This window comes from Bacillus sp. RCC_6_1 (genome assembly GCF_041360755.1).
Taxonomy (GTDB): domain Bacteria; phylum Bacillota; class Bacilli; order Bacillales; family Bacillaceae_G; genus Bacillus_A; species Bacillus_A cereus.
The window spans coordinates 51,714-72,836 of the sequence record NZ_JBFUPV010000020.1 but is presented as its reverse complement, the minus strand read 5'-3'; the positions used below and the strand labels follow the sequence as shown (position 1 = coordinate 72,836).

The following is a 21,123-nucleotide window of genomic DNA, read 5'->3' as shown; positions in this document are numbered from 1 at the left end:
TTCCCCGATAGAATATCGGGAAAAGGCCGTGGCATAATACTCTTTTTATTTCTGTCTACTTGACAGGGAGATGACCAGGTCGCGTCCTCTTTTTTATAAATCTTTCACTCTTAATACACGCATTGCATTTAACACTGCAAGTAGTGTCACACCAACATCTGAGAAAACAGCTTCCCACATTGTTGCAATACCAAAAGCACCAAGTAATAAAACGATCCCTTTTACACCTAGAGCAAAGATGATATTTTGCCACACTATACTTCTTGTACGTTTTGCAATTTTTACAGCTGTCGCAATTTTTGAAGGCTCATCAGTCATAATAACGATGTCTGCCGCTTCAATTGCTGCATCTGATCCTAAACCACCCATCGCAATACCAACGTCTGCACGGGCTAATACTGGTGTATCGTTAATACCGTCACCAACGAAGGCAATTTTTTCTTTTCCGTGCTTCGCTGCATCAATTTTTTCAATCTCTTCTACTTTTTGTTGTGGTAGTAATTCCGCATGAACTTCATCTAAGCCTAATTCTTTACCGACAGCTTCACCAACTGGTTTTGCATCACCAGTTAACATTACTGTCTTTTTAATACCTAGTTCTTTTAACTTTTGAATCGCTTGTTTCGAATCCTCTTTTACCTCATCAGAGATAACAATATAACCTGCATATCTTCCATCTACAGCAACGTGAACTAATGTACCTACTGTTTCTGGTTGCTTAAATTCAATATTTTCTTTTCTCATTAATTTTGCATTACCTGCAAAAATTTCTTTTCCTTGTACTTTTACGACTGTACCGTGACCAGAAATTTCGTTATAATCATCGATTATTTTTTCATCAATTGATTTTCCATATGCCTTTCGAATAGATTGGGCAATTGGATGGTTAGAATATACTTCAGCAAATGCCGCATACTCTAATAACTCTTCACTTGTAGTACCTTCGCTCGGTTCCATTTTTGTAACTTTGAAAACACCTTTTGTTAATGTTCCTGTTTTGTCAAAAACAATATATTTTACATCATTTAAAGCTTCTAAATAGTTACTACCTTTTACTAACACACCACTTTTAGATGCACCGCCAATACCTCCAAAGAATCCAAGAGGAATGGATACAACTAACGCACATGGACAAGAGATTACTAAGAACACTAAAGCTCTATAAATCCACTCAGAGAATGTAGCTCCTTCTAAAATAAGTGGTGGAATAAACGCCATGATCGCCGCTGTAATAACTACAACTGGAGTGTAGTAACGTGCAAACTTCGTAATAAAGTTTTCCGTTGGTGCTTTTTTACTGCTTGCATTTTGAACTAAATCTAAAATTTTCGATACAGTGGATTCACCGAATTCTTTTGTAACTTCAATTGTCAACACACCATTTTGGTTCACAAAGCCACTTAATACATCATTTCCAACTTCTACTTCACGTGGTACAGATTCACCTGTTAATGCTGAAGTATCTACCATTGATGTTCCTTCAATTACTTTTCCGTCTAACGGCACTTTCTCACCTGGCTTAACGATAATATAATCGCCAATTTGTACATCTTCTGGTGGTACTTGCTTCGTTTCATTTCCAACCTTTACATTCGCATAATCAGGACGAATATCCATTAATGAAGTAATTGATTTTCGGGAGCGGTTTACCGCAATACTTTGGAATAGTTCTCCTACTTGATAAAATAGCATTACTGCTACAGCTTCAGAATATTGTTGAATTGCAAAAGCTCCTACAGTTGCAATTGCCATTAAGAAGTTTTCATCAAATACTTGGCCACGAGTTATGTTTCTTATCGCTCTCCAAACGATATCTCCACCTATTAATAAATAAGCAAGGACGAATAACGGAATTGTTACCATTTGTGGTAAGCCCGCTAATGCAGCAATTGCTGTCAAAATTCCGCCGACCACTAATCTCCCTACCATCTTTTTCACATTTGCTTCACCATGATCGTGACTATGTCCGTGGTCATGACCGTTCTTCTCTTCACGAACAACTTTCACATCTGGTTCTAACTTTTGAACGACATTTGTTATATTTGCTACAGTCGCTTCTAGTTCTCTTTTATTCGCAACTTCTACTCGTAATTTCTTCGATACGAAATCAACAGTTGCTTCTGAGACAGCTGGCATTTCCTTCACTTTATTTTCAATTTTCATTGCACAGTTCGCGCAATCTAAACCTTCTAATATAAATACTTCTTTAGCAATTTTATTTTTTTGTTCTTCTTGAACTTTAATATGCGGTTCTAATTTTGTAACGAGTTGTTTTGCTTCCGTAACAACTTCGTTTTCTTTATTTTGTGCTGTTTCTAAGATCATTGTCTTTGTTGCGAAGTTTACAGAACAAGAATTTACTCCTTCTATATTCCCAACACCTTTTTCAATTTTCATTGCACAGTTCGCACAATCTAAACCTTCTAACATCAGTTTCTTTTTCACCAATGCTTCAGCCATCGTTCTCCCTCCTCGCGTTCTTTTATTCTTCTTCGTTTACGTGTTCAAACGCTTGCTCGAAGATATGAATTACGTGCTGGTCAGCTAACGAATAATAAACAACCTTTCCTTCTTTACGATTCTTCACAAGTTTCGCTTGCTTTAACACACGAAGCTGATGCGAAATAGATGATTGTGTCATTCCTAATAAATAAGCTAAATCACAAACGCACATTTCAGCTTCAAATAGCGCATGTAATATTCTCGTACGTGTACGGTCACCTAATACTTTAAATAGTTCTGCTACTTTACTTAAACTTTCATCAGTTGGAATTGTTTGTTTTACTTGCTCTACAACTTCTTCATGAATTATCGTTTGAGAACATGTCTCTTGTGGTGTTTCTACTTTATTTCCAGCCATTATAGCTCACCTCTTTAATTGAACATATGAACAATCATTCATATATCTTATACTCTTATTATATGAGCGCCCACTCATATGTGTCAATGAAATCTGAATTTTTTTTATGAACATTCCGTTCACATTTTAATAAGTCGTATACATATTTTCCGCACTCTCTATATTCTCATACAAAAAAGGATGCACAATTCGCACACCCCTTTTTACTTACTTTTCATTTTTCACCGCATCCACAATTAAAGAAACAAACCCTAACTGATTATCCCGATTTCTATGGTCAAAACGTTTCGAACGATAAATAAATCCATCTTTCTCATTCCAATCATTATAGTGAAACTTACCATTCTCATCACAGTATTCTAAGAGCCTTACTTGAAAACCTGCTGATTCAAACATGGACGTGATTGTTTTATAGCTATGAACAATTTTATGACTTGCTGCAGGATGATCTAATGGACCAGGTCCACCTACTTGTACCCCTTGCTGATATTCTTCATCTGGAAAAAATGCATCTGGTACTGCACAACGAATATATCCATTCTCCATTAAAAACTCATAACAAATTTTTGCAGCTTCAATTCCTTCTTCATATGATAAATGCTCCCATACATGTTCTGCCAAAATTACTGATAAAGAATTAGGTTGAAATTTATCAAGCCAAGTTTCTCTCCGTAATAAATTTAATTCTTCTTCATTCGTATGTAACCAACCAGGGTTATTATTATAACCCTCTGCTCCAACAACAACTTTTGCTTCTTCCATTTCGCTCCCACCCTTTTTTCATATTCCGACAGAAAAATTCGACAAAATAATATACATTCCCTTTATTTCAACAAAAGAAAAAGCCTTGCGCGCTCCCTAGACGCACAAGGCTTACTGTGTTTATATCCCTTTAATTAGCTTGTTCTAAATTATCCTGCGAACTTCCATCGTCTTTTAAATGACTATGTTTTTTCGAATAAACAAAGTATACAACTACTCCGATTGCTAACCAAGCACCGAAGTACATCCATGTTTTTAATGGTAGGTTTACCATTAAGAATAGACAACATGCAATTGAAATAATCGGCAAGATCGGTACAAGTGGTACCATAAATCCACGTTGTAATTTTGGATGTGTTTTACGAAGAATAATAACTGACACACCAACCATCGCAAATGTTAACAACGCTCCAATATTCGCTAAATTCGACAATTCTTTCAAATCGATAAATCCAGCAATTAAAGCACTACCAATTCCTGTTAACCAAACTGTAAATGTTGGTGCTTCTGTCTTTTTATTAATTTTCGCGAAAGATTCTGGCAATAAACCGTCACGGCTCATAGCGAAGAATACACGTGTCGTTGCATAAATGTAAGCAAAAATTACTGCCATAATACCAATTACAGCTCCAATTGCGATTATACCAGCTACTTTATCTTGTCCTACAACTTCTAACACATACGCCATCGCTTCCGGTACATCTAGCTCTTTATATGAAACCATACCCGTCATAACGAGACAAACTACAACATAAATGATTGTACAAATGACTAACGAAGCGATAATACCAATCGGTAGATCACGTTGCGGATTTTTTACTTCTTCAGCAGAAGTTGCTAATGCATCAAATCCTAAGAAAGCAAAGAATACTGCTGCTCCCCCCGCGAAAACTCCACTTAAACCATACGGTGCAAATGGTATCCAGTTTTCTGGTTTCACGTAGAATACACCAACTGCAATGAATAAAACAACGATACCAATTTTAATTAATACCATTATGTTATTCACTCGTTTACTTTCTTTCGTACCTCTTGATAATAACCAAGTTATAACTAATGTAACGATAACTGCTGGTAAATTCACTATACCACCTTGAGACGGAATCGTTAGCAGTGCTTTTGGAATTTCAAGCCCTAATCCACTCACTAAGTTATGGAAGTAACCAGTCCATCCGCCAGCTACTGCGGCAGTCGTTACAACATATACGGATAGTAATGTCCATCCCATTAAATGAGCTACAAACTCACCAATTGTTGCATATGAGTATGTGTACACACTACCTGAAACAGGAAGTGTAGAAGCAACCTCTGCGTAACATAATGCTGCAAATCCACAAACGATGGCTGCAATCATGAATGAAAAAATAACTGCTGGACCAGCATCTCTTGCTGCTACTAATCCAGTTAATACTAGAACTCCTGTACCAATTATCGCACCAATCCCTAGCATTGTTAGGTCAAATGCCCCTAGCGTTTTCGTCAAAGTTTTACTTTTACTTTCCCCTAACAATTGCGTAACGGATTTCTTTTTAAATAGGTTGGCCACGATGTATGCCCCCTTTTGCCAAGAAGAGCTAAGAGATCTTCACTCTTAGCTCTTATCATGTTGTTTTATATATTGTTCGATTTTGTTTTGTATAATGCTTCTATTAGCAAGATACTGTTTCTGCTTCTAATAATTCTTTAGCACCTTTGTACTCTACACCGTGAGCTTCTGCAACTGCTTCAAATGTTACATAGCCATCTAATGTGTTAATACCTTTTAGTAATGCAGAGTTACCTAGGCAAGCTTCTTTGTAGCCTTTGTTAGCAATTTGTACTGCATATGGTACTGTTACGTTTGTTAATGCAAGAGTTGATGTACGTGGAACCGCACCTGGCATGTTTGCAACTGCATAATGAACAACGCCGTGTTTTTCATAAGTTGGGTTATCATGAGTTGTAATACGATCAGTTGTTTCGAAAATACCACCTTGGTCAATTGCGATATCTACAACAACAGAACCTGGTTCCATTGATTTAATCATTTCTTCTGTTACAAGTTTTGGAGCTTTTGCACCTGGGATTAATACTGCACCGATTACAAGATCAGACTCTTTAACAGCTTCTGCAATATTGTAAGGATTAGACATTAAAGTTTTTACTTGGTTTCCGAAAATGTCATCTAATTGACGAAGACGTTCTGCGCTTAAGTCGATGATTGTTACATCCGCACCTAGTCCAACTGCAATTTTAGCAGCATTTGTACCAGCTTGTCCACCACCGATGATTGTTACTTTACCACGTTTAACCCCTGGAACACCTGCAAGTAAGATACCTTTACCGCCTTTGTTCTTCTCAAGGAATTGTGCACCAATTTGTGCAGCCATACGACCAGCTACTTCACTCATAGGTGCAAGTAATGGTAATGAACGGTTTTCTAATTGTACTGTTTCATATGCGATAGAAACAACTTTTTTCTCGATTAAAGCTTTTGTTAATTCTGGCTCTGGAGCTAAGTGTAAGTATGTGAATAAGATTAAGCCTTCACTGAAGTGTTTGTATTCGCTTTCAATTGGTTCCTTAACTTTCATAACCATTTCCATGTTCCAAGCTTCTTCAGCTGTATCAACAATTTTTGCTCCCGCTTCAACATACTGAGCGTCTGTGAAACCAGACCCTAAACCTGCACCCTTTTGAATGAATACTTCGTGATTGTTACGAATTAAATGTACAACACCTGCTGGTGTCATTGCCACACGGTTTTCGTTGTTTTTAATTTCTGCTGGTACCCCAATACGCATAATGAAATGCCCCCTTATAATTAACAGAAAAAAGAGATTCTTTTTTCTTTTTGTAATAATTAATAACTTATGTCCTTATTCTAGCATAACTTAAAAGTTATGAAAACGCTAACATACCATTTTCCTAAAGTTTTTATATTTAGAATAGTGTAAATATATAAAACATTGATTCTATTAGGAGTTTCGTGTCATTTCATTATCTTTCACTCTATTTTTATTATACTGCTTCAAAATAAACAGCAATCATTTATTATTTGACAATAATGTAACAATGTAAGAAACCTAAGCGATAACGTATACATATACAGTTATTACTTTACTCAATACTTTAGAGATATATTCTTTTCACAAAAAAAACAGCTGCTAGCATTTAGCCAGCAGCTGGGTAACTTATAAATAACTTAGAAAATAAATCATCTGTCGTTTCAGTAATTTTATCAAACAGATCACTTTCTTCCGCTTCTTGCTCTTTTAACATCTTAATTGTTTCACGTGCATCTTCAGGGTAATCGGTTATGATACCATCTACGTTCAACTTATAATATGCCTTTAAATTTTCCATATCATTTACTGTCCATACGTAAATTGGTTTGTTTAACTTCCTTGCTTCTTTTACTAATTTCTTATTTAACATATATTCTTCTGCTACGTAAAAGTCAGCCTTCACATTCTTTAAGTTAGCTCTACTTGCATACAATATATACCCTACTTTTATATCTGGATTTGCACGCTTAAACTCTTTAATAAGTGGATAGTGTAACGTTTGAATTACACATTGCTTCTCAAATTCATTATCTTTAATCGTTTTTAAGACTTTGTTTACAAAATCTTTTTCGCCCCCATGAAGCTTCACTTCTATATTAAGTTTGATTTTGCCATTTGCTAGCTTAATGATTTCATCAAGTGTACTTATTTGTCCTGAAAGTCCATCTTGACTAAGGGTAAGTTGCCTTAACTCCGCCATCGTTAAATCTGACACATGCACATTGGCATTTGCGAGACGTTTCAGCTTCAAATCATGTATAACCGCTAGTTCACCGTCTTTCGTTTGTAATACATCTATTTCAGCGTAGTCTGCTTTTGCATCAATAGCACCTTGCACAGCTTCTTTCGTATTTTCTACGCCTTTTGATATATACCCGCGGTGCGCCATAATAATCGGTTCTTTATACGAATTTGAAATAAACGTTACAATGAAGGCAACGACCATTCCGGCAGTAATAATTCCTACAATGTATACGCCAATGAATTTCCAACGATGTTTTTGAAAAAAACATTTATCTGCTTTCGTTTTCGAATAATCTAATCCTTCTTCTAATAAAACATCCTCAACCGGTACCTTTTGTAAGTATAATCGCGTAATCGCCATAATATAAAATGGCGTCACGATAAAGCTGAATAAATACAATGTGCTCGTTAAAAATACAGAAATCGTTGATTCAGCTAATAATGCAAATGTTCCTTTCGGGTTTGTAAATTCATAAACACCCCATAGGCACAATAAATATATTCCCAAAAACACGACATATACAATTCCAATTGAAATAAAAAACCCTACTAAAAAGAATAGTACTTTAAAAAAGCTTTCCTTTACTAAAGTTGCACTTTTACGTGCTGCCACGCGAAATGGTTTTTGCTCTAAAACAACAATAGGTAGAACGAAAATCCATCGAAGATTCAAATACGCGACTACAGCAAAGAACGTGTAATAACCAACTTGTCCCATCGTTGTCTTAAACAGTTCTCCTGTAATAAAGTTAGGAATTTGAATTTGCGGGATTAATGCTGTTTCATATCCCATATTTAAAAGAGGCAACAATACGACAGCATATAAAATAAATCCTGGTAAGCAATATGTAAAAAGAGTAGGTAAATACGTTACCGTTTTATATAAAATCGGACGTAATTTCACCTTCTGTCTTTTATGAGCGAAATACGAAATAATAATAAGCACCGCAAATTCTGTAAAGATAAGAAACAGTGCTAACAATGATAAAATTACGATTGCTAAGATGCCATAAGGCGTCTTTAAAAACGCTAATAATTCATCATTTGTCGCATTTGCATAACCACCAAAATACAATAACTTATTAAAAATGATTCCAAATAGTGGAACAAACACAATCGCTGCTAATAATTTATAAGCAAGTTGAAAAGTTAATACATTCCAAAAAGCAAATTTAACTGTTTGAAAGGAATGTCCTATTACTCCTGGTATAGATAGTTTTTTACGGTGTTGCATATATTCCTCCACATTCTAAAACGATATTTGAGATGGATTCCATATTTCCAGTTCTAATCCATCTTTTTAATAATAATATATTCCGCTTAACATGAACACTCTTATACATATAATGAAAAAAGTGATGGCTACTTCCCATCACTTTTTCATTTATTCTATTTTTTCTCTAGCCCTTGTCCAAATGCTTTCAAGAAGCTAAAACCGAATGTAATAGCTCTATTGATATCTGGATCTTTTAATACTTTAAAGAAATCCATCACTTTTGTTTTTTTACCACTATTTAATTCATCTGTTGCAAATTGCAATCCTGTAACTAAACTGGACGTAATTTGCTTCGTTATTTCTGGGTCAACTGAAGATAACGCTTCTCCTGCCCCCATCATATTGTTGAGTGCATTTTTAACTGGTTCACGATTTAATTGCTCCACAGCGATTTTTGAAACATCTTCCTTCGCAGCAAGTAAACTAATCGCTGCATCTAATATACCAGCCTTCTGCAACTGTGCTAAAAGCTGCATCGTTTCTTCTACTGCTTCACGATTATTAGATAGCTCATTTAGAAGTTCATCTGCTAATTGCTGTTTCTGTTCTTCCTCTGTTACAACTTTCTTTTTAATTATAGTAATTTCTTTCGCCACTATCTCCGCCCCCTAGTCCACAAGTGATACGTATTGTTTTCTTTGCCATTTTTGCTCGATTTCAACACCGTTTTGCGGATTACGCTTTTTATCTCTCGGGTTTGAAGATGGTAACGGACGATTCCCTTTTTCACGTAATACACGCATCTTTACCATCGTTTGTTTATACGCTGGTGTACACGTATAAAGATCTGTCGCCGTTCCAGTTAAAATATTGATTGCCTCTTCATTTACCGTTGCATGCATCGGTAAATATAGCTCTTTCCCCGTTACACGATCTGTAACAAGTGCCTGTACTTTAATTTTCCCAAATGGTGATGCTAATTCTACAAGGCCACCATCTTTCACATTGCGCTCTAGGGCAAGTTCAGGCGAGATTTCAACGAACACTTCAGATACTTTAGATAAAATACCAGCCGATTTATTCGTCATATTCCCTTCGTGGAAATGTTCTAACATACGTCCATTATTTAAAAGTAAATCATACTCATCTGGCGCTACAACTGGTGGTACCCATTCATCTAATGATAGACGAGCTAGTTTATCCGGGAAGTTAAATCCATGCACATATAATAGCGGTGTATCGCTACCATCATGGCTACCCCAACATAAACTATTCCATCCTTCTAAACGATCGTATGTTGCCTGAGAATATAAAGGTGCAAGCGATGCAATTTCATCCATGATTTCACTTGGACTTTCATAATTCCAGTCCCCGCCAAGTGCACGAGCTACTTTTTGTAAAATCCACCAGTCTGGCTTTGAATCACCAAGCGGCTTCAATACTTCATATAATCTTTGAATACGGCGCTCTGTATTCGTAAATGTTCCCTCTTTTTCTAAGCTTGGTGCTGCCGGTAAAATAACATCAGCAAAACGAGCTGTTTTCGATAAGAACATATCTTGAACAACAAGGAAATCTAAATTCGCTAAAATATGTTGTACATGGTTGGCATTCGAATCTACTAAAGCCATTTCTTCACCCATAACATACATACCACGCAGTTTTCCTTCATCTGCCGCAAGTAACATTGCAATATTATTTAAACCTGGTGCTTTCGGAATTGTAGTACCGTATGCTTTTTCAAATTTCGCACGGAGCGCATCATCTGAAACCGCTTGGTAACCTGGAAGCCAGTTTGGTAATGTTGCCATATCACAAGCGCCTTGTACGTTATTATGTCCGCGTAATGGATATGCTCCTGCACCAGGACGACGATAGTTACCCGTAACAAGCAATAGATTTGAAATTGCTGCTGAAGTTGTACTTCCTCCAGTATTTTGAGTTACACCCATTCCCCAAAGTACACAAGTACCATCTGCTTCATATACCATACGAGCCATTTCTTTCAGATTTTCTTTCGAAATCCCCGTAATTTCTTCTGTATAATCAAGCGTATACTTTTCTACCATTTTGCTATATTCATCAAAATTCTTCACATTTTCAGCTATGAACTTTTTATCGTGCCAATCTTGATCAATAATATATTTCGTAATACCAGCGAGCCATACGTAATCAGTTCCTTGGCGCGGATGAATGAATAAATCCGCACGCTCTGCCATTTCATGTTTACGAAGGTCTGCCACAATTAATTTTTGGTCATGTAATTTATGAGCACGTTTTACACGCGTTGCAAGTACAGGATGTCCTTCTGTTGGATTTGCTCCAACGATAATGACAAGGCCTGCTTCCGCAATATCTTTCACTGTTCCAGCGTCCCCGCCCATACCGACAGTTTTAAATAAACCGTCTGTTGCTGGAGATTGACAATAACGGGAACAATTGTCTACATTATTCGTTCCATATATTTGACGGGCTAGTTTTTGCATAAGATAATTTTCTTCATTCGTTACTTTCGAAGAAGAAATAAATCCAAATGCATCACTTCCATATTCTGATTTAATATGCTGCATATTGGATGCAACAACTTCCAGAGCCTCTTCCCATGAAGCTTCAACAAACGTATCTCCTTGGCGAATTAATGGCTTTGTAATACGATCTTCACTGTTTACAAAATCCCATCCAAATTTGCCTTTTACACATGTGGAAATACCGTTAACCGGCGCATCTGAAACAGGCTGCACTTTCAAAATGTGGCGGTCTTTCGTCCATACTTCAAATGAACAACCTACACCACAAAATGTACAAACTGTTTTTGTTTTATTCACTTTCGTCTTACGCATCGCAGCCTCTACTTCTGAAACTGCTAAAATACTACTATATCCCGGCTCTACATCCTTTACAAAATCAATCATCGGATCTAACACATCCGGTTTCAATCCTGTCATGAATCCAGCTTCACCCAGCATTGTTTTTTCCATTAACGCATTACATGGACATACTGTTACACACTGCCCACAACTTACACAAGATGAGTCATTTATACTTACACCATTGTCCCATATAACACGTGGACGGTCTAAGCTCCAATCAATCGATATAGTTTCATTCACTTGTAAGTTTTGACATACTTCTACACACTGCCCACAAGCAATACATTGATTTGGATCATATCGATAAAATGGATGTGACATATCCACTTCACACGCACTTACTTTTGGCTCATACGGATATTTCTGTTCCTCAATTCCCATCATATGTACTGTATTATGGACTTTACAGTTACCATTATTGTTATCACAAACGGTACAATACAATAGATGATTTTCTAATATTCGATCCATTGCCTCAGTCTGTGCCTCTTTTGCACGCTGGGACTGTCTTTCGATATGCATACCGTTCTCTAATTTCGTTGAACAAGCACGCAATAACTTTCCATTTACTTCTACAATACACGTATCACAAGTTTGAATTGGATCTACTTCTGGTACATGACAAATTTGAGGATGTTCCAAATTACTCTCGTTAAATAATTGTAGTATCGTCTTTTCACCTGATGCAGAAAATTCTTTACCATCGACGGTTACACGGACTGTCTGTTCTGCCATAGTTTCCCCTCTCCTTACAACCAACTGTACAACACAATTATGAATCCGTTTTCAAAATCGCATTACTGTACATATTTTTGAAACGCTCTACCCAAATACTTTCTTATGAAGTCGATTCTAGATGTTATAAGGTATAACTACGAAAGCTTGAAAATATCACTATTCTACAGTTCTATTATATCGTACATATACAATAATAACCAAAATAATCTGTGATCTTCTTGTTAATAGGTGTTTTTATTTTTTCCATTGTTTTATGATAAATGTGGGAGATAAATACATATAAAAGGGGAATGAAATATGGGGCCTACGCAAGAGACTTATACAATTGTACGTTATCAATCTGGTACATTTTCAAAACAACTTGATGAGATTGTTACAGAATCTCCTATTACTATTAAATTGAATGGTGAAGAATATGTAACAGTCGTATGTACACCAAATTATATTGAAGATATGGTAATTGGTTTTTTAATTTCTGAGGGGATTATTTCTTCCTATAAAGATGTTGAAGAACTATGGGTTCAAAAAGATAACGGAATTGTCCATGTAAAATCATCAAAAGTGAATCCGCTCTATCAAACTTTATATAATAAACGATACATCACTTCTTGCTGCGGAAAAGGTAGACAAGGTTTTATTTTCGTAAACGACGCAGCAAAAGCAAAAGACTTACATGATATACATGTAAAAATTACTCCTGAAGAATGCTTTCATTTAATGAATACCTTGCAACAATCTTCTACTACATTTCGCCAAACTGGCGGTGTTCACAATACCGCGCTATGTGATCGAAACAATATCCTCCTATCAAGAATGGATATTGGAAGACATAATGCATTAGATAAAATATATGGTCATTGTTTGCGTAACGATATATCCATTAAAGGAAAAATCATCGCATTTAGCGGACGTATTTCATCCGAAATTTTACTCAAAGTTTCAAAAATCGGATGTGAAATTGTTCTATCTAAATCCGCTCCAACAAAACTGGCATTGCAACTTGCCCATGATTTAGGCATTACAGTCGTAGGGTTTATTAGAAATGAATCTTGTAATATTTACACACATCCAAAACGAATTGATGGCTATCAATCCAATGTTTAAAAAATAACTCCTCAATCGAGGAGTTATTTTAGTTATAAAAATGTAACATATTAAACACTTGAATAGTTAACAAAGTTAATATATAATTTCATTACATAATTAAAACAAAACATTGTAGCATATATCTTTTCATTCTTTTACAAATTAAAAGAGAATACTAACAAAACATATACTCAATCTTATAAAAGTAATGGATTTATTTGAAATCCACCAGGGAGGTTACAACTATGGAAATTCGCTTATTAACAACAGAGGACGCAGAAATATATTTAAAAGTTTGTATGGAAGGTTTAACGAAGAATCCGGAAGCTTTTAGCTCTTCTTATGAAGATGTTCTTAAACATGAAAATCCTGTGGCTGCTATGGCTAAACGATTAAGCAATCCGGATAAGTATACTCTAGGTGTCTTCAAAGATAATGATTTAATTGGTATCGCTACTTTAGAAACAAAACCATTTATTAAACAAGAACATAAAGCAAAAATTGGCTCCGTTTTTGTTTCTCCAAAAGCACGTGGTCTCGGAGCAGGACGAGCTCTAATTAAAGCAATTATTGAAAATGCCGATAAATTACATGTAGAACAACTTATGCTCGATGTTGTAGTTGGTAACGATGCAGCAAAAAAATTATATGAGTCATTAGGTTTCCAAACTTACGGCGTACAAGAGCGTTCATTAAAACATAACGGTCAATATTGGGACGAGGAACATATGGTTCTGTTCTTAAATGATTAATACTTCAATATAAAGTGAAACTTTACTCAGTGGGTGATTTTTCCATCCCCTACTGAGTATTAGCTGAACCAATCGGGCTTTTGCGGGGTAGTTTTCCAAAAACATCTTTCTTAATAAGAAAGATGTTTTTTTGCATTACAACAATGTAATCTTCATGTCACCTTTATCGATCGTACCAATCCTTACCATTCATTATACTAAAAATATAAAGTGAAACTTTACTCAGTGGGGAACTATATCCCACGCTGATCGCATGTACTTGATATGTAGAGGAGAATGTGACATGAAACAAAACAAACGAGCTATGCTTTTAATATTTACTACAGCAATTGTAACTTCTGGGTTAGCAATTTTACCTTGGTTTATCATATAGGAATACTCCCCTAACAATGAAAAAAGCTGATTGCTTCTTAAGAAGCAATCAGCTTTTTTTATATTATAAAATCCCCAAAATTTTATTTACACAACTTATAATAATAACCATAGATACGGCAACGCACATGACAACCGTATTACGATCTTGCTTTTCTTTTTTTGAAATTTCTTCTTTTGAATTCATGTGTATGATCTCCTTTTAAAAAAAGTGTGAGATAGGAAATTTTTCTTATCCGATGCGAGGTGAATACGAAAACCCTCTCTATCTCACATACACAATAGAATGGAATTGTCATTTTATAAATAAAATGACATGACGTTATGTCGCAACATAGGGTATTTTGTGTCGCTACGTTTTTTATTATAAAAAATAGTTGTGCAAAACTAGTGCATTTTTTATGTCAATTACTCCGAGCGAAAAAATCATCCCTCCATTCAATCACATAAAAAGAGTTTTTTATTATTTTCATGTAAACTATACAAGTAGAATGAACAGTTTGGGGTGCACAAGATTATGGTAAAAATTTTATTAGTAGACGATGAAGAACGTATGTTACGATTATTAGATCTATTCTTAAGCCCTCGCGGCTATTTTTGTATGAAAGCTACCTCTGGCCTTGAAGCACTAAAATTAATCGAACAAAAAGAATTCGATATTATTTTATTAGATGTTATGATGCCGAATATGGATGGATGGGATACTTGCTATCAAATTCGTCAAATTTCTAACGTTCCTATCATTATGTTAACAGCTCGCAACCAAAACTACGATATGGTGAAAGGCCTCACGATGGGCGCAGATGATTATATTACAAAACCATTTGATGAGCATGTATTAGTCGCACGAATCGAGGCTATATTACGCCGTACAAAAAAAGATGGCTTTGTTAGTTTCAATGGTATTGAGTGGGATAAAACGAAACATACCGTCACAGTGTACGATGAAAAAATCTCGCTAACTCCTATCGAATTTTCGTTACTCGGACTATTTTTGCAAAATACAAACCGTGCTTATAGCCGAGATGATTTAATCGAAAAAATTTGGGGCTATGAAACAGATATCGAATATAGAACAATTGATTCACACATTCGTAATATCCGTGATAAACTACGCAAAAAAGGATTTCCGATTGAAGATTACCTAGAAACGGTCTATAAAGTCGGATATAAATGGAAAAGTGAATAATTACTTCGGTCAGTGGGAAATCGTATACCACTGACTCTTTATTATGAATAAGGTATGGTGAGAAAATGAGTAAACTTTCCCTTAAAATTGGGACATACTTTTTAATATTAGCTTTATGTATTGAAACAATTGCTTTCGTATCTTTTTATAAAAGCCTTTCAACAATGCGTGTGAAAGAAGAAACCGATGCTCTATTAGAGAAAGGTAATCGGTATCGTGATAAGATTGTAAACCGTGCAAGATGGAATGATCATTCTAAACAACAGCAATACACAGAACGTCCTAAACACCCTCGGTATCAGGATTTCACTATCGAGCATGCGGCTGAAGATTTAATCGGTTCCGAATTAATTGCTAATACTGATATCACAATCATTATAACTGACAATAACGGCAAAATTATTTCTAACTCAGAACCCATAACGAAAGAAATGCAAAAACAACTTATTTGTAAAACAAAATCTATTCCAAAAAGCGGGTTAATTGTAGAAAGAAACTGGAAAAAATCAAAATTCATCTCAACAGTAAGTCCACTTGAAATTCAAGGATTTCAAGGTAATTTACATATGTTATTAAAAACATCTTTCTTAGAAAAGATGTTACTTAAACTCCTGCATCAATTTCTTATCATTAGTATTTTGACGATTATTTTAACAACTATTTCTGTCTTTGTTTTTTCTAAATTTATTACAGATCCTCTTATAAAAATGAAGAGAGCGACAGAAAAAATGTCAAAATTAAACAAGCCAATTCAATTAGGTATTAAACGAAATGATGAACTCGGAAGTTTAGCAAAAACAATTGAAGATTTATCGAGTGAGCTTACGTATATGAAAAAAGAGCGCAATGAATTTCTCGCTAGTGTCGCTCATGAACTATTAACTCCATTGACCTATATGAAAGGTTATGCAAAGGTAGCAAAGAGAGACTCTTTAACAAAAGAGGAGCGAGAAGAATACTTACAAATCATTGAGGATGAAACGGATAGTGTAACCGATCTCGTCCAAGATTTATTTATGCTTGTACAATTAGAACAACACCAATTTGTTATAAAAAAACAAAAAGTGCTTCTTCAGCCATTTTTAGAACGAATGGTTGAAAAAACAAAAACAACATTAACGAATAAGCAAATGCAACTTCATGTATATTGCAAAGATGATTTAGAAGTTTGTATAGACGAAAGACGTATGGAACAAGTTATGTTAAATTTATTACACAACGCTTATCAACATTCGCCAGAAAACACATCCATTACGATACGTGTACTCATGGAAACATATTCTTTTACAATAAGTGTACAAGATGAAGGTGAAGGTATTCCTGAAGAAGATATCCCGCATATTTTTGACCGTTTTTATCGTGTTGATAAATCCAGAACACGAGCTACAGGCGGAAAAGGCATCGGGCTAGCTGTTGCAAAGGAAATTGTAGAATTGCATAACGGTTCTATTCTAGTAACAAGCCAATTAGAAGCGGGAACAAACTTTATAATCGAGCTACCTTTTGAATAATATGCGTGTGAAAACACCAGTAGTAGTAAACACTACTGGTGTTATTTTGTTCATAAAAACAGCTCATATAAGCTAAGCTTTTGAAATTATTCTTATTTCAATATAAAATAAAGGTACATTTGCAAAGATTTGGAGGGTGATATAATTGGATATCCATGTATTAACAAAAGACGAAGCAGAAATTTACTTAGAACTTCGCGTAGAAGGATTAAAGCAAAACCCTGAAGCATTCAGCTCTTCTTATGAAGATATTATTAATAAAGAGTGTGCGATTGAATATAAAGCACAAAAATTAGCACAAGATGAAAACTATACGCTAGGTGCATTTAAAGATGGAAAATTAATCGGGGTTGCAACACTGGAAACGAAACCATATGTAAAACAAGAACATAAAGCTAAAATCGGTTCTGTATATGTATCTCCAAAAGCACGCGGACTTGGAGCAGGAAAAGCACTTATTAAAGAATGTCTTGAGCTTGCTAAATCTTTAGAAGTAGAACAAGTTATGCTTGATGTTGTTGTTGGCAACGATGGAGCGAAAAAACTTTATGAATCATTAGGTTTTAAAACATTCGGTGTACAAGAACGTTCATTAAAATATAACGGACAATATTGGGACGAAGAGCATATGGTCTTATTCTTAGATGAAAATAAATAATAAAAAACATCCTCATGTTTGGAGGATGTTTTTTACTTTCTTGTAAACCATGCCGTGTGTAATAATTGAATCGCTTTCGCAATCTCTTCCTCTGATAATATCGCAAACCCAAGTAAAACTACACTCTCAGGCGCCATACCGTCTTTATAGTACGTAGACACAGGATATATTTTAATACTATATTTCGCAGCTTCTTGAATTAATTCTTCTTCCCGCATTCCATTATGCACTTTTAATAAAATGTGTAATCCCGAATCTTCTCCTATCACTTCAACACGATTAGAGAAATACTTCTCTATTTCAAAAACAAGTCTATCTCTCTTCTTTCGGTAGACAACACGCATTTTATGAATATGTTTTTCCCAATATCCTTCATTTAAAAATCTTCTAATCACTTCTTGATCTATTCTTGAAACACTTTGTGTATAAAATAAATATTGCTGTTGATACTTTTTAATTAATTTCTTCGGCAACACCATATAGCTCATCCGTAGCGATGGCAATAATGCTTTAGATAGCGTCCCCATATAAATAACTTTCCCCTCTGTATCTAACCCTTGCAGCGCCGGTATAGGCTTTCCAGAATAACGAAATTCACTATCGTAATCATCTTCAATAATATACCTGCTCTCTTCTTTCTTTGCCCATTGTAAAAGCTGCATCCTTCTCGTAATAGGCATAATCATTCCATATGGAAACTGATGGGAAGGTGTAACAAATACAACATTCGCATTGCTATTTTCTAAATCTGCAATACAAATTCCATCTCTATCTAAAGATAACATTTTGACTCTTGCTTCTCCCTGTTCAAAAACAACCATCTTCCTATGATACCCTGGGTTTTCAACTGCATAATGGCTTCCCTTTAACAATTGAAACAATAGTTTCACTAATATTTGTGTTCCCGCTCCTAATACAATTTGACTAGCTGAACAACGCACACCTCTAGATTCATACAAATAATTCGTAATCTCTTCTCTTAAGCTTGCTTCCCCTTGAGGGTGTCCTAGAAAGAGAAGTTCGTTATTATGCGGCTGCCATACTTCATTTACAATTTTCCGATACATATTAAATGGAAAAGCATTTGTATCAATTCCTGTTTGTGTAAAGTCAAATTTATAACACTTCTCCTGAAACGGGACTTCTTCTATCCTCTCTTCGCTATCCTCTACATGAACCATTTGCTCAATCTTGCATACAAAATAACCTTTTCTCGATATCGATTCAATATAACCTTCTGCAAGTAATTGTTCGTAGGCTGCCTCTACTGTATTTTTACTTACTTGTAAATGTATCGCTAACTTTCGCTTAGCCGGTAATTTCGTAAAAGGGACAATCGATCCATCTTTAATCTCTTTTTTTATATACTCATACAATTGCACATACAATGCCTTTTTACTATTCACATTTAAATTAGGCGTTAATTCTAACATAATATCTGACCCCTTAATAAAATTAAAATCTGATACTTTTTACAGTACCAGATTTTATATATAATTCCTTTTATCATGTCACACATCAAAAATCAAATACCGGAGAGGAGAAACATGATAATGAACAATGGTAGACGTATCGGACTCATTATGATTATTACAGGGGCTACATTATGGGGATTATCTGGTCCAATGATTCAGTGGCTATTTCAGCATACTAATGTATCCTCAATTGATTTTTTAACAATTCGATTGTTACTTGCAGGAATATTTATTTTGTCTTTCTTACTTATAAAGAAACAAAACATATTTCAAATTTGGAAACATCCTAGATATTCTATACAACTTATTATTTTCTCTATTCTCGGCATGCTCGGTGCACAATACGCCTTTATCGAAACGGTTCATATTAGTAACGCGGTCACTGCAACGCTATTTCAATTTCTAGGTCCTGTTCTTATTACCGTGTATGTTGCATTTGAACAAAGAAAATTCCCTGCTTCCATGCAACTATTCGCAATTATAGCCGCGCTAATAGGAACATACTTTATTATTACAAATGGCTCAATTGAAAATATTGTTTTATCTAAAGAAGCTATTATTTTTGGACTATTAACAGCAATCGGATTTGCATTTTATACCCTTCATCCGGCTTCTCTCATTAAAGAATGCGGGACAACTGTAGTAATTGGTTGGGGGATGTTAATCGGAGGAATTGCACTACTTATTTATAATCGTTCATTCGGGTGGAATCAATTTTCACAAACCCTTACACTGAAAACTTTTTCTATGCTTATTCTTATCATTGTTAGTGGTACCCTTTCTTTCCTTCTATATATCGGTAGTCTTAAATATTTAGCAGCAACAGAAACAAGCATTTTATCTAGCATTGAACCCCTTGTAGCTGCCATCGTTTCAATCACTTGGCTAAATGAAGCTTTTGGAGCATACCAATTATTAGGCGGCGTATGTATCGTTCTGTCCGTTATTTTTTTGACGATGCCTCAAAAAGAAACCGAACCAACCTATACAACGGAACAAATATAAAATGAAACTTTAATTAGTGGGGCTATCTCCCACTGATTATTAACCTACACCAATCGGGCTTTACGGGATAAAAAATGTCAAAAGAGGTCGTACAAAACTTACGACCTCTTTTTATACTTTAAAGGAATTGTCCCGCCTTCTAGCAAATACAATTACACTAACAATAAAAACTAGGAGTGTGGCACCATGAAAAAAATCGGAACTATGCTACTTCTCTCCCTCCTCATCACTGGATGCACACAAACTCAACCGGATTCAAAAGAACAAAAAAAAGACGTAATAGCAACTTCATCCACTCAAGTGAACGCACCTTCCTTCTTTCACCTTAGTGTTTTAAAAGATGTAAATTGGGAAGAAGCCCCCTCATTCATAGACGGAAAAATACCTTTAAAAGGCATCGAAGGAAAAATCGCAATGGCTGATAGTCCTATTATCGCAAATGAACAAAATGAAATAATGTGGTACTTTCTAGATTCTGAAATATCTACTGGAAAATTGTCTATTATTGCGCTAAAACAAGGATCTGTAACTCCAACACCAGTACTCTTTCAAAAAGAAATTTCCAAACAAACTTGGACTACTTCAAATACAATCAATTCTACTACAAGCGAACTCCCTCTCGCTATGTCACTACCTTCATCTGGATTATGGTTATTAAATATCTATGTGAATGAAAAATATTATGATCAGTTTGTAATCACCGCTAAGTAAAGTGACAAAAATAAACCACTTTCTTACAACAATGTAATTTCTACGTCATGTACTTCGATAGTTGAATTATCTCTCTTCTCTTATACTTAAAGTAAGAAATGAACGAGGAGAGATGAGAGATGAAAAA

Annotated in this window: 17 protein-coding genes; 7 read left to right on the top strand and 10 right to left on the bottom strand. The window is 35.2% G+C overall.

Going from position 1 to position 21,123, the window contains the following annotated elements; translation table 11 throughout:
- Positions 1–93: 93 nt before the first annotated feature.
- From AB6801_RS29100 to fdhF, 8 genes are all read right to left on the bottom strand, one after another.
- The gene (locus AB6801_RS29100; protein WP_097999538.1) at positions 94–2,460 is read right to left on the bottom strand and encodes a heavy metal translocating P-type ATPase; all 2,367 of its coding nucleotides are present in this window, start codon (positions 2,458–2,460) and stop codon (positions 94–96) included.
- A gap of 22 nt (positions 2,461–2,482) precedes the next feature.
- On the bottom strand, positions 2,483–2,860 hold the full coding sequence (locus tag AB6801_RS29095) for an ArsR/SmtB family transcription factor (protein WP_000918378.1): 378 nt from the start codon (positions 2,858–2,860) through the stop codon (positions 2,483–2,485).
- Positions 2,861–3,067: 207 nt separating this feature from the next.
- Positions 3,068–3,622: a class I SAM-dependent methyltransferase gene (locus AB6801_RS29090; RefSeq protein WP_097999539.1), complete on the bottom strand. Its 555-nt coding sequence runs from the start codon at positions 3,620–3,622 to the stop codon at positions 3,068–3,070.
- A gap of 130 nt (positions 3,623–3,752) precedes the next feature.
- Positions 3,753–5,168, bottom strand: coding sequence for an amino acid permease (locus tag AB6801_RS29085; RefSeq protein WP_001284887.1), 1,416 nt, complete (start codon positions 5,166–5,168; stop codon positions 3,753–3,755).
- A gap of 103 nt (positions 5,169–5,271) precedes the next feature.
- Positions 5,272–6,405, bottom strand: a complete 1,134-nt coding sequence (gene ald, locus AB6801_RS29080; RefSeq protein WP_001219742.1) for an alanine dehydrogenase — start codon at positions 6,403–6,405, stop codon at positions 5,272–5,274.
- A gap of 370 nt (positions 6,406–6,775) precedes the next feature.
- Positions 6,776–8,647: a glycerophosphodiester phosphodiesterase gene (locus tag AB6801_RS29075; protein ID WP_001164700.1), complete on the bottom strand. Its 1,872-nt coding sequence runs from the start codon at positions 8,645–8,647 to the stop codon at positions 6,776–6,778.
- A gap of 155 nt (positions 8,648–8,802) precedes the next feature.
- Positions 8,803–9,285 (bottom strand): helical membrane plugin domain-containing protein, encoded by a 483-nt coding sequence (locus AB6801_RS29070; protein ID WP_001040507.1) that lies wholly within the window; start codon positions 9,283–9,285, stop codon positions 8,803–8,805.
- Positions 9,286–9,297: 12 nt separating this feature from the next.
- Entirely contained in the window at positions 9,298–12,234 is a 2,937-nt protein-coding gene (gene fdhF, locus AB6801_RS29065) for a formate dehydrogenase subunit alpha (protein ID WP_000840676.1), read from the bottom strand.
- A gap of 300 nt (positions 12,235–12,534) precedes the next feature.
- On the opposite strand from fdhF, the gene fdhD reads away from it, so the two are divergent.
- Both fdhD and AB6801_RS29055 read left to right on the top strand, forming a co-directional pair.
- Positions 12,535–13,341 carry a formate dehydrogenase accessory sulfurtransferase FdhD gene (gene fdhD / locus AB6801_RS29060; protein WP_000529230.1) on the top strand — a complete coding sequence of 269 codons (807 nt, stop codon included), beginning with the start codon at positions 12,535–12,537 and terminating at the stop codon, positions 13,339–13,341.
- A gap of 227 nt (positions 13,342–13,568) precedes the next feature.
- On the top strand, positions 13,569–14,075 hold the full coding sequence (locus AB6801_RS29055; RefSeq protein WP_000405883.1) for a GNAT family N-acetyltransferase: 507 nt from the start codon (positions 13,569–13,571) through the stop codon (positions 14,073–14,075).
- 436 nt (positions 14,076–14,511) lie between these two features.
- On the opposite strand, the gene AB6801_RS29050 is transcribed toward AB6801_RS29055, so the two are convergent.
- Complete coding sequence (locus AB6801_RS29050; protein ID WP_001085006.1) at positions 14,512–14,634, bottom strand: hypothetical protein; 123 nt, start codon at positions 14,632–14,634, stop codon at positions 14,512–14,514.
- Between the two features lie 330 nt (positions 14,635–14,964).
- Here AB6801_RS29050 and AB6801_RS29045 point away from each other — a divergent pair, with 330 nt between their 5' ends.
- The 3 genes from AB6801_RS29045 (at position 14,965) to AB6801_RS29035 (ending at position 17,805) form a co-directional block, all read left to right on the top strand.
- Positions 14,965–15,636: a response regulator transcription factor gene (locus tag AB6801_RS29045; RefSeq protein WP_000238956.1), complete on the top strand. Its 672-nt coding sequence runs from the start codon at positions 14,965–14,967 to the stop codon at positions 15,634–15,636.
- A gap of 65 nt (positions 15,637–15,701) precedes the next feature.
- Positions 15,702–17,147 carry a HAMP domain-containing sensor histidine kinase gene (locus AB6801_RS29040; RefSeq protein ID WP_000041028.1) on the top strand — a complete coding sequence of 482 codons (1,446 nt, stop codon included), beginning with the start codon at positions 15,702–15,704 and terminating at the stop codon, positions 17,145–17,147.
- 145 nt (positions 17,148–17,292) lie between these two features.
- Complete coding sequence (locus tag AB6801_RS29035; protein ID WP_000351212.1) at positions 17,293–17,805, top strand: GNAT family N-acetyltransferase; 513 nt, start codon at positions 17,293–17,295, stop codon at positions 17,803–17,805.
- 32 nt (positions 17,806–17,837) lie between these two features.
- Here AB6801_RS29035 and pdxR read toward each other — a convergent pair whose 3' ends face one another.
- Entirely contained in the window at positions 17,838–19,238 is a 1,401-nt protein-coding gene (pdxR, locus tag AB6801_RS29030) for a MocR-like pyridoxine biosynthesis transcription factor PdxR (protein ID WP_000891924.1), read from the bottom strand.
- A 120-nt stretch (positions 19,239–19,358) separates the two neighbouring features.
- On the opposite strand from pdxR, the gene AB6801_RS29025 reads away from it, so the two are divergent.
- Both AB6801_RS29025 and AB6801_RS29020 read left to right on the top strand, forming a co-directional pair.
- Positions 19,359–20,285 carry a DMT family transporter gene (locus tag AB6801_RS29025; RefSeq protein ID WP_001059059.1) on the top strand — a complete coding sequence of 309 codons (927 nt, stop codon included), beginning with the start codon at positions 19,359–19,361 and terminating at the stop codon, positions 20,283–20,285.
- A gap of 186 nt (positions 20,286–20,471) precedes the next feature.
- Entirely contained in the window at positions 20,472–20,996 is a 525-nt protein-coding gene (locus tag AB6801_RS29020) for a DUF4871 domain-containing protein (protein ID WP_000719696.1), read from the top strand.
- The last annotated feature ends 127 nt before the right edge of the window (positions 20,997–21,123 follow it).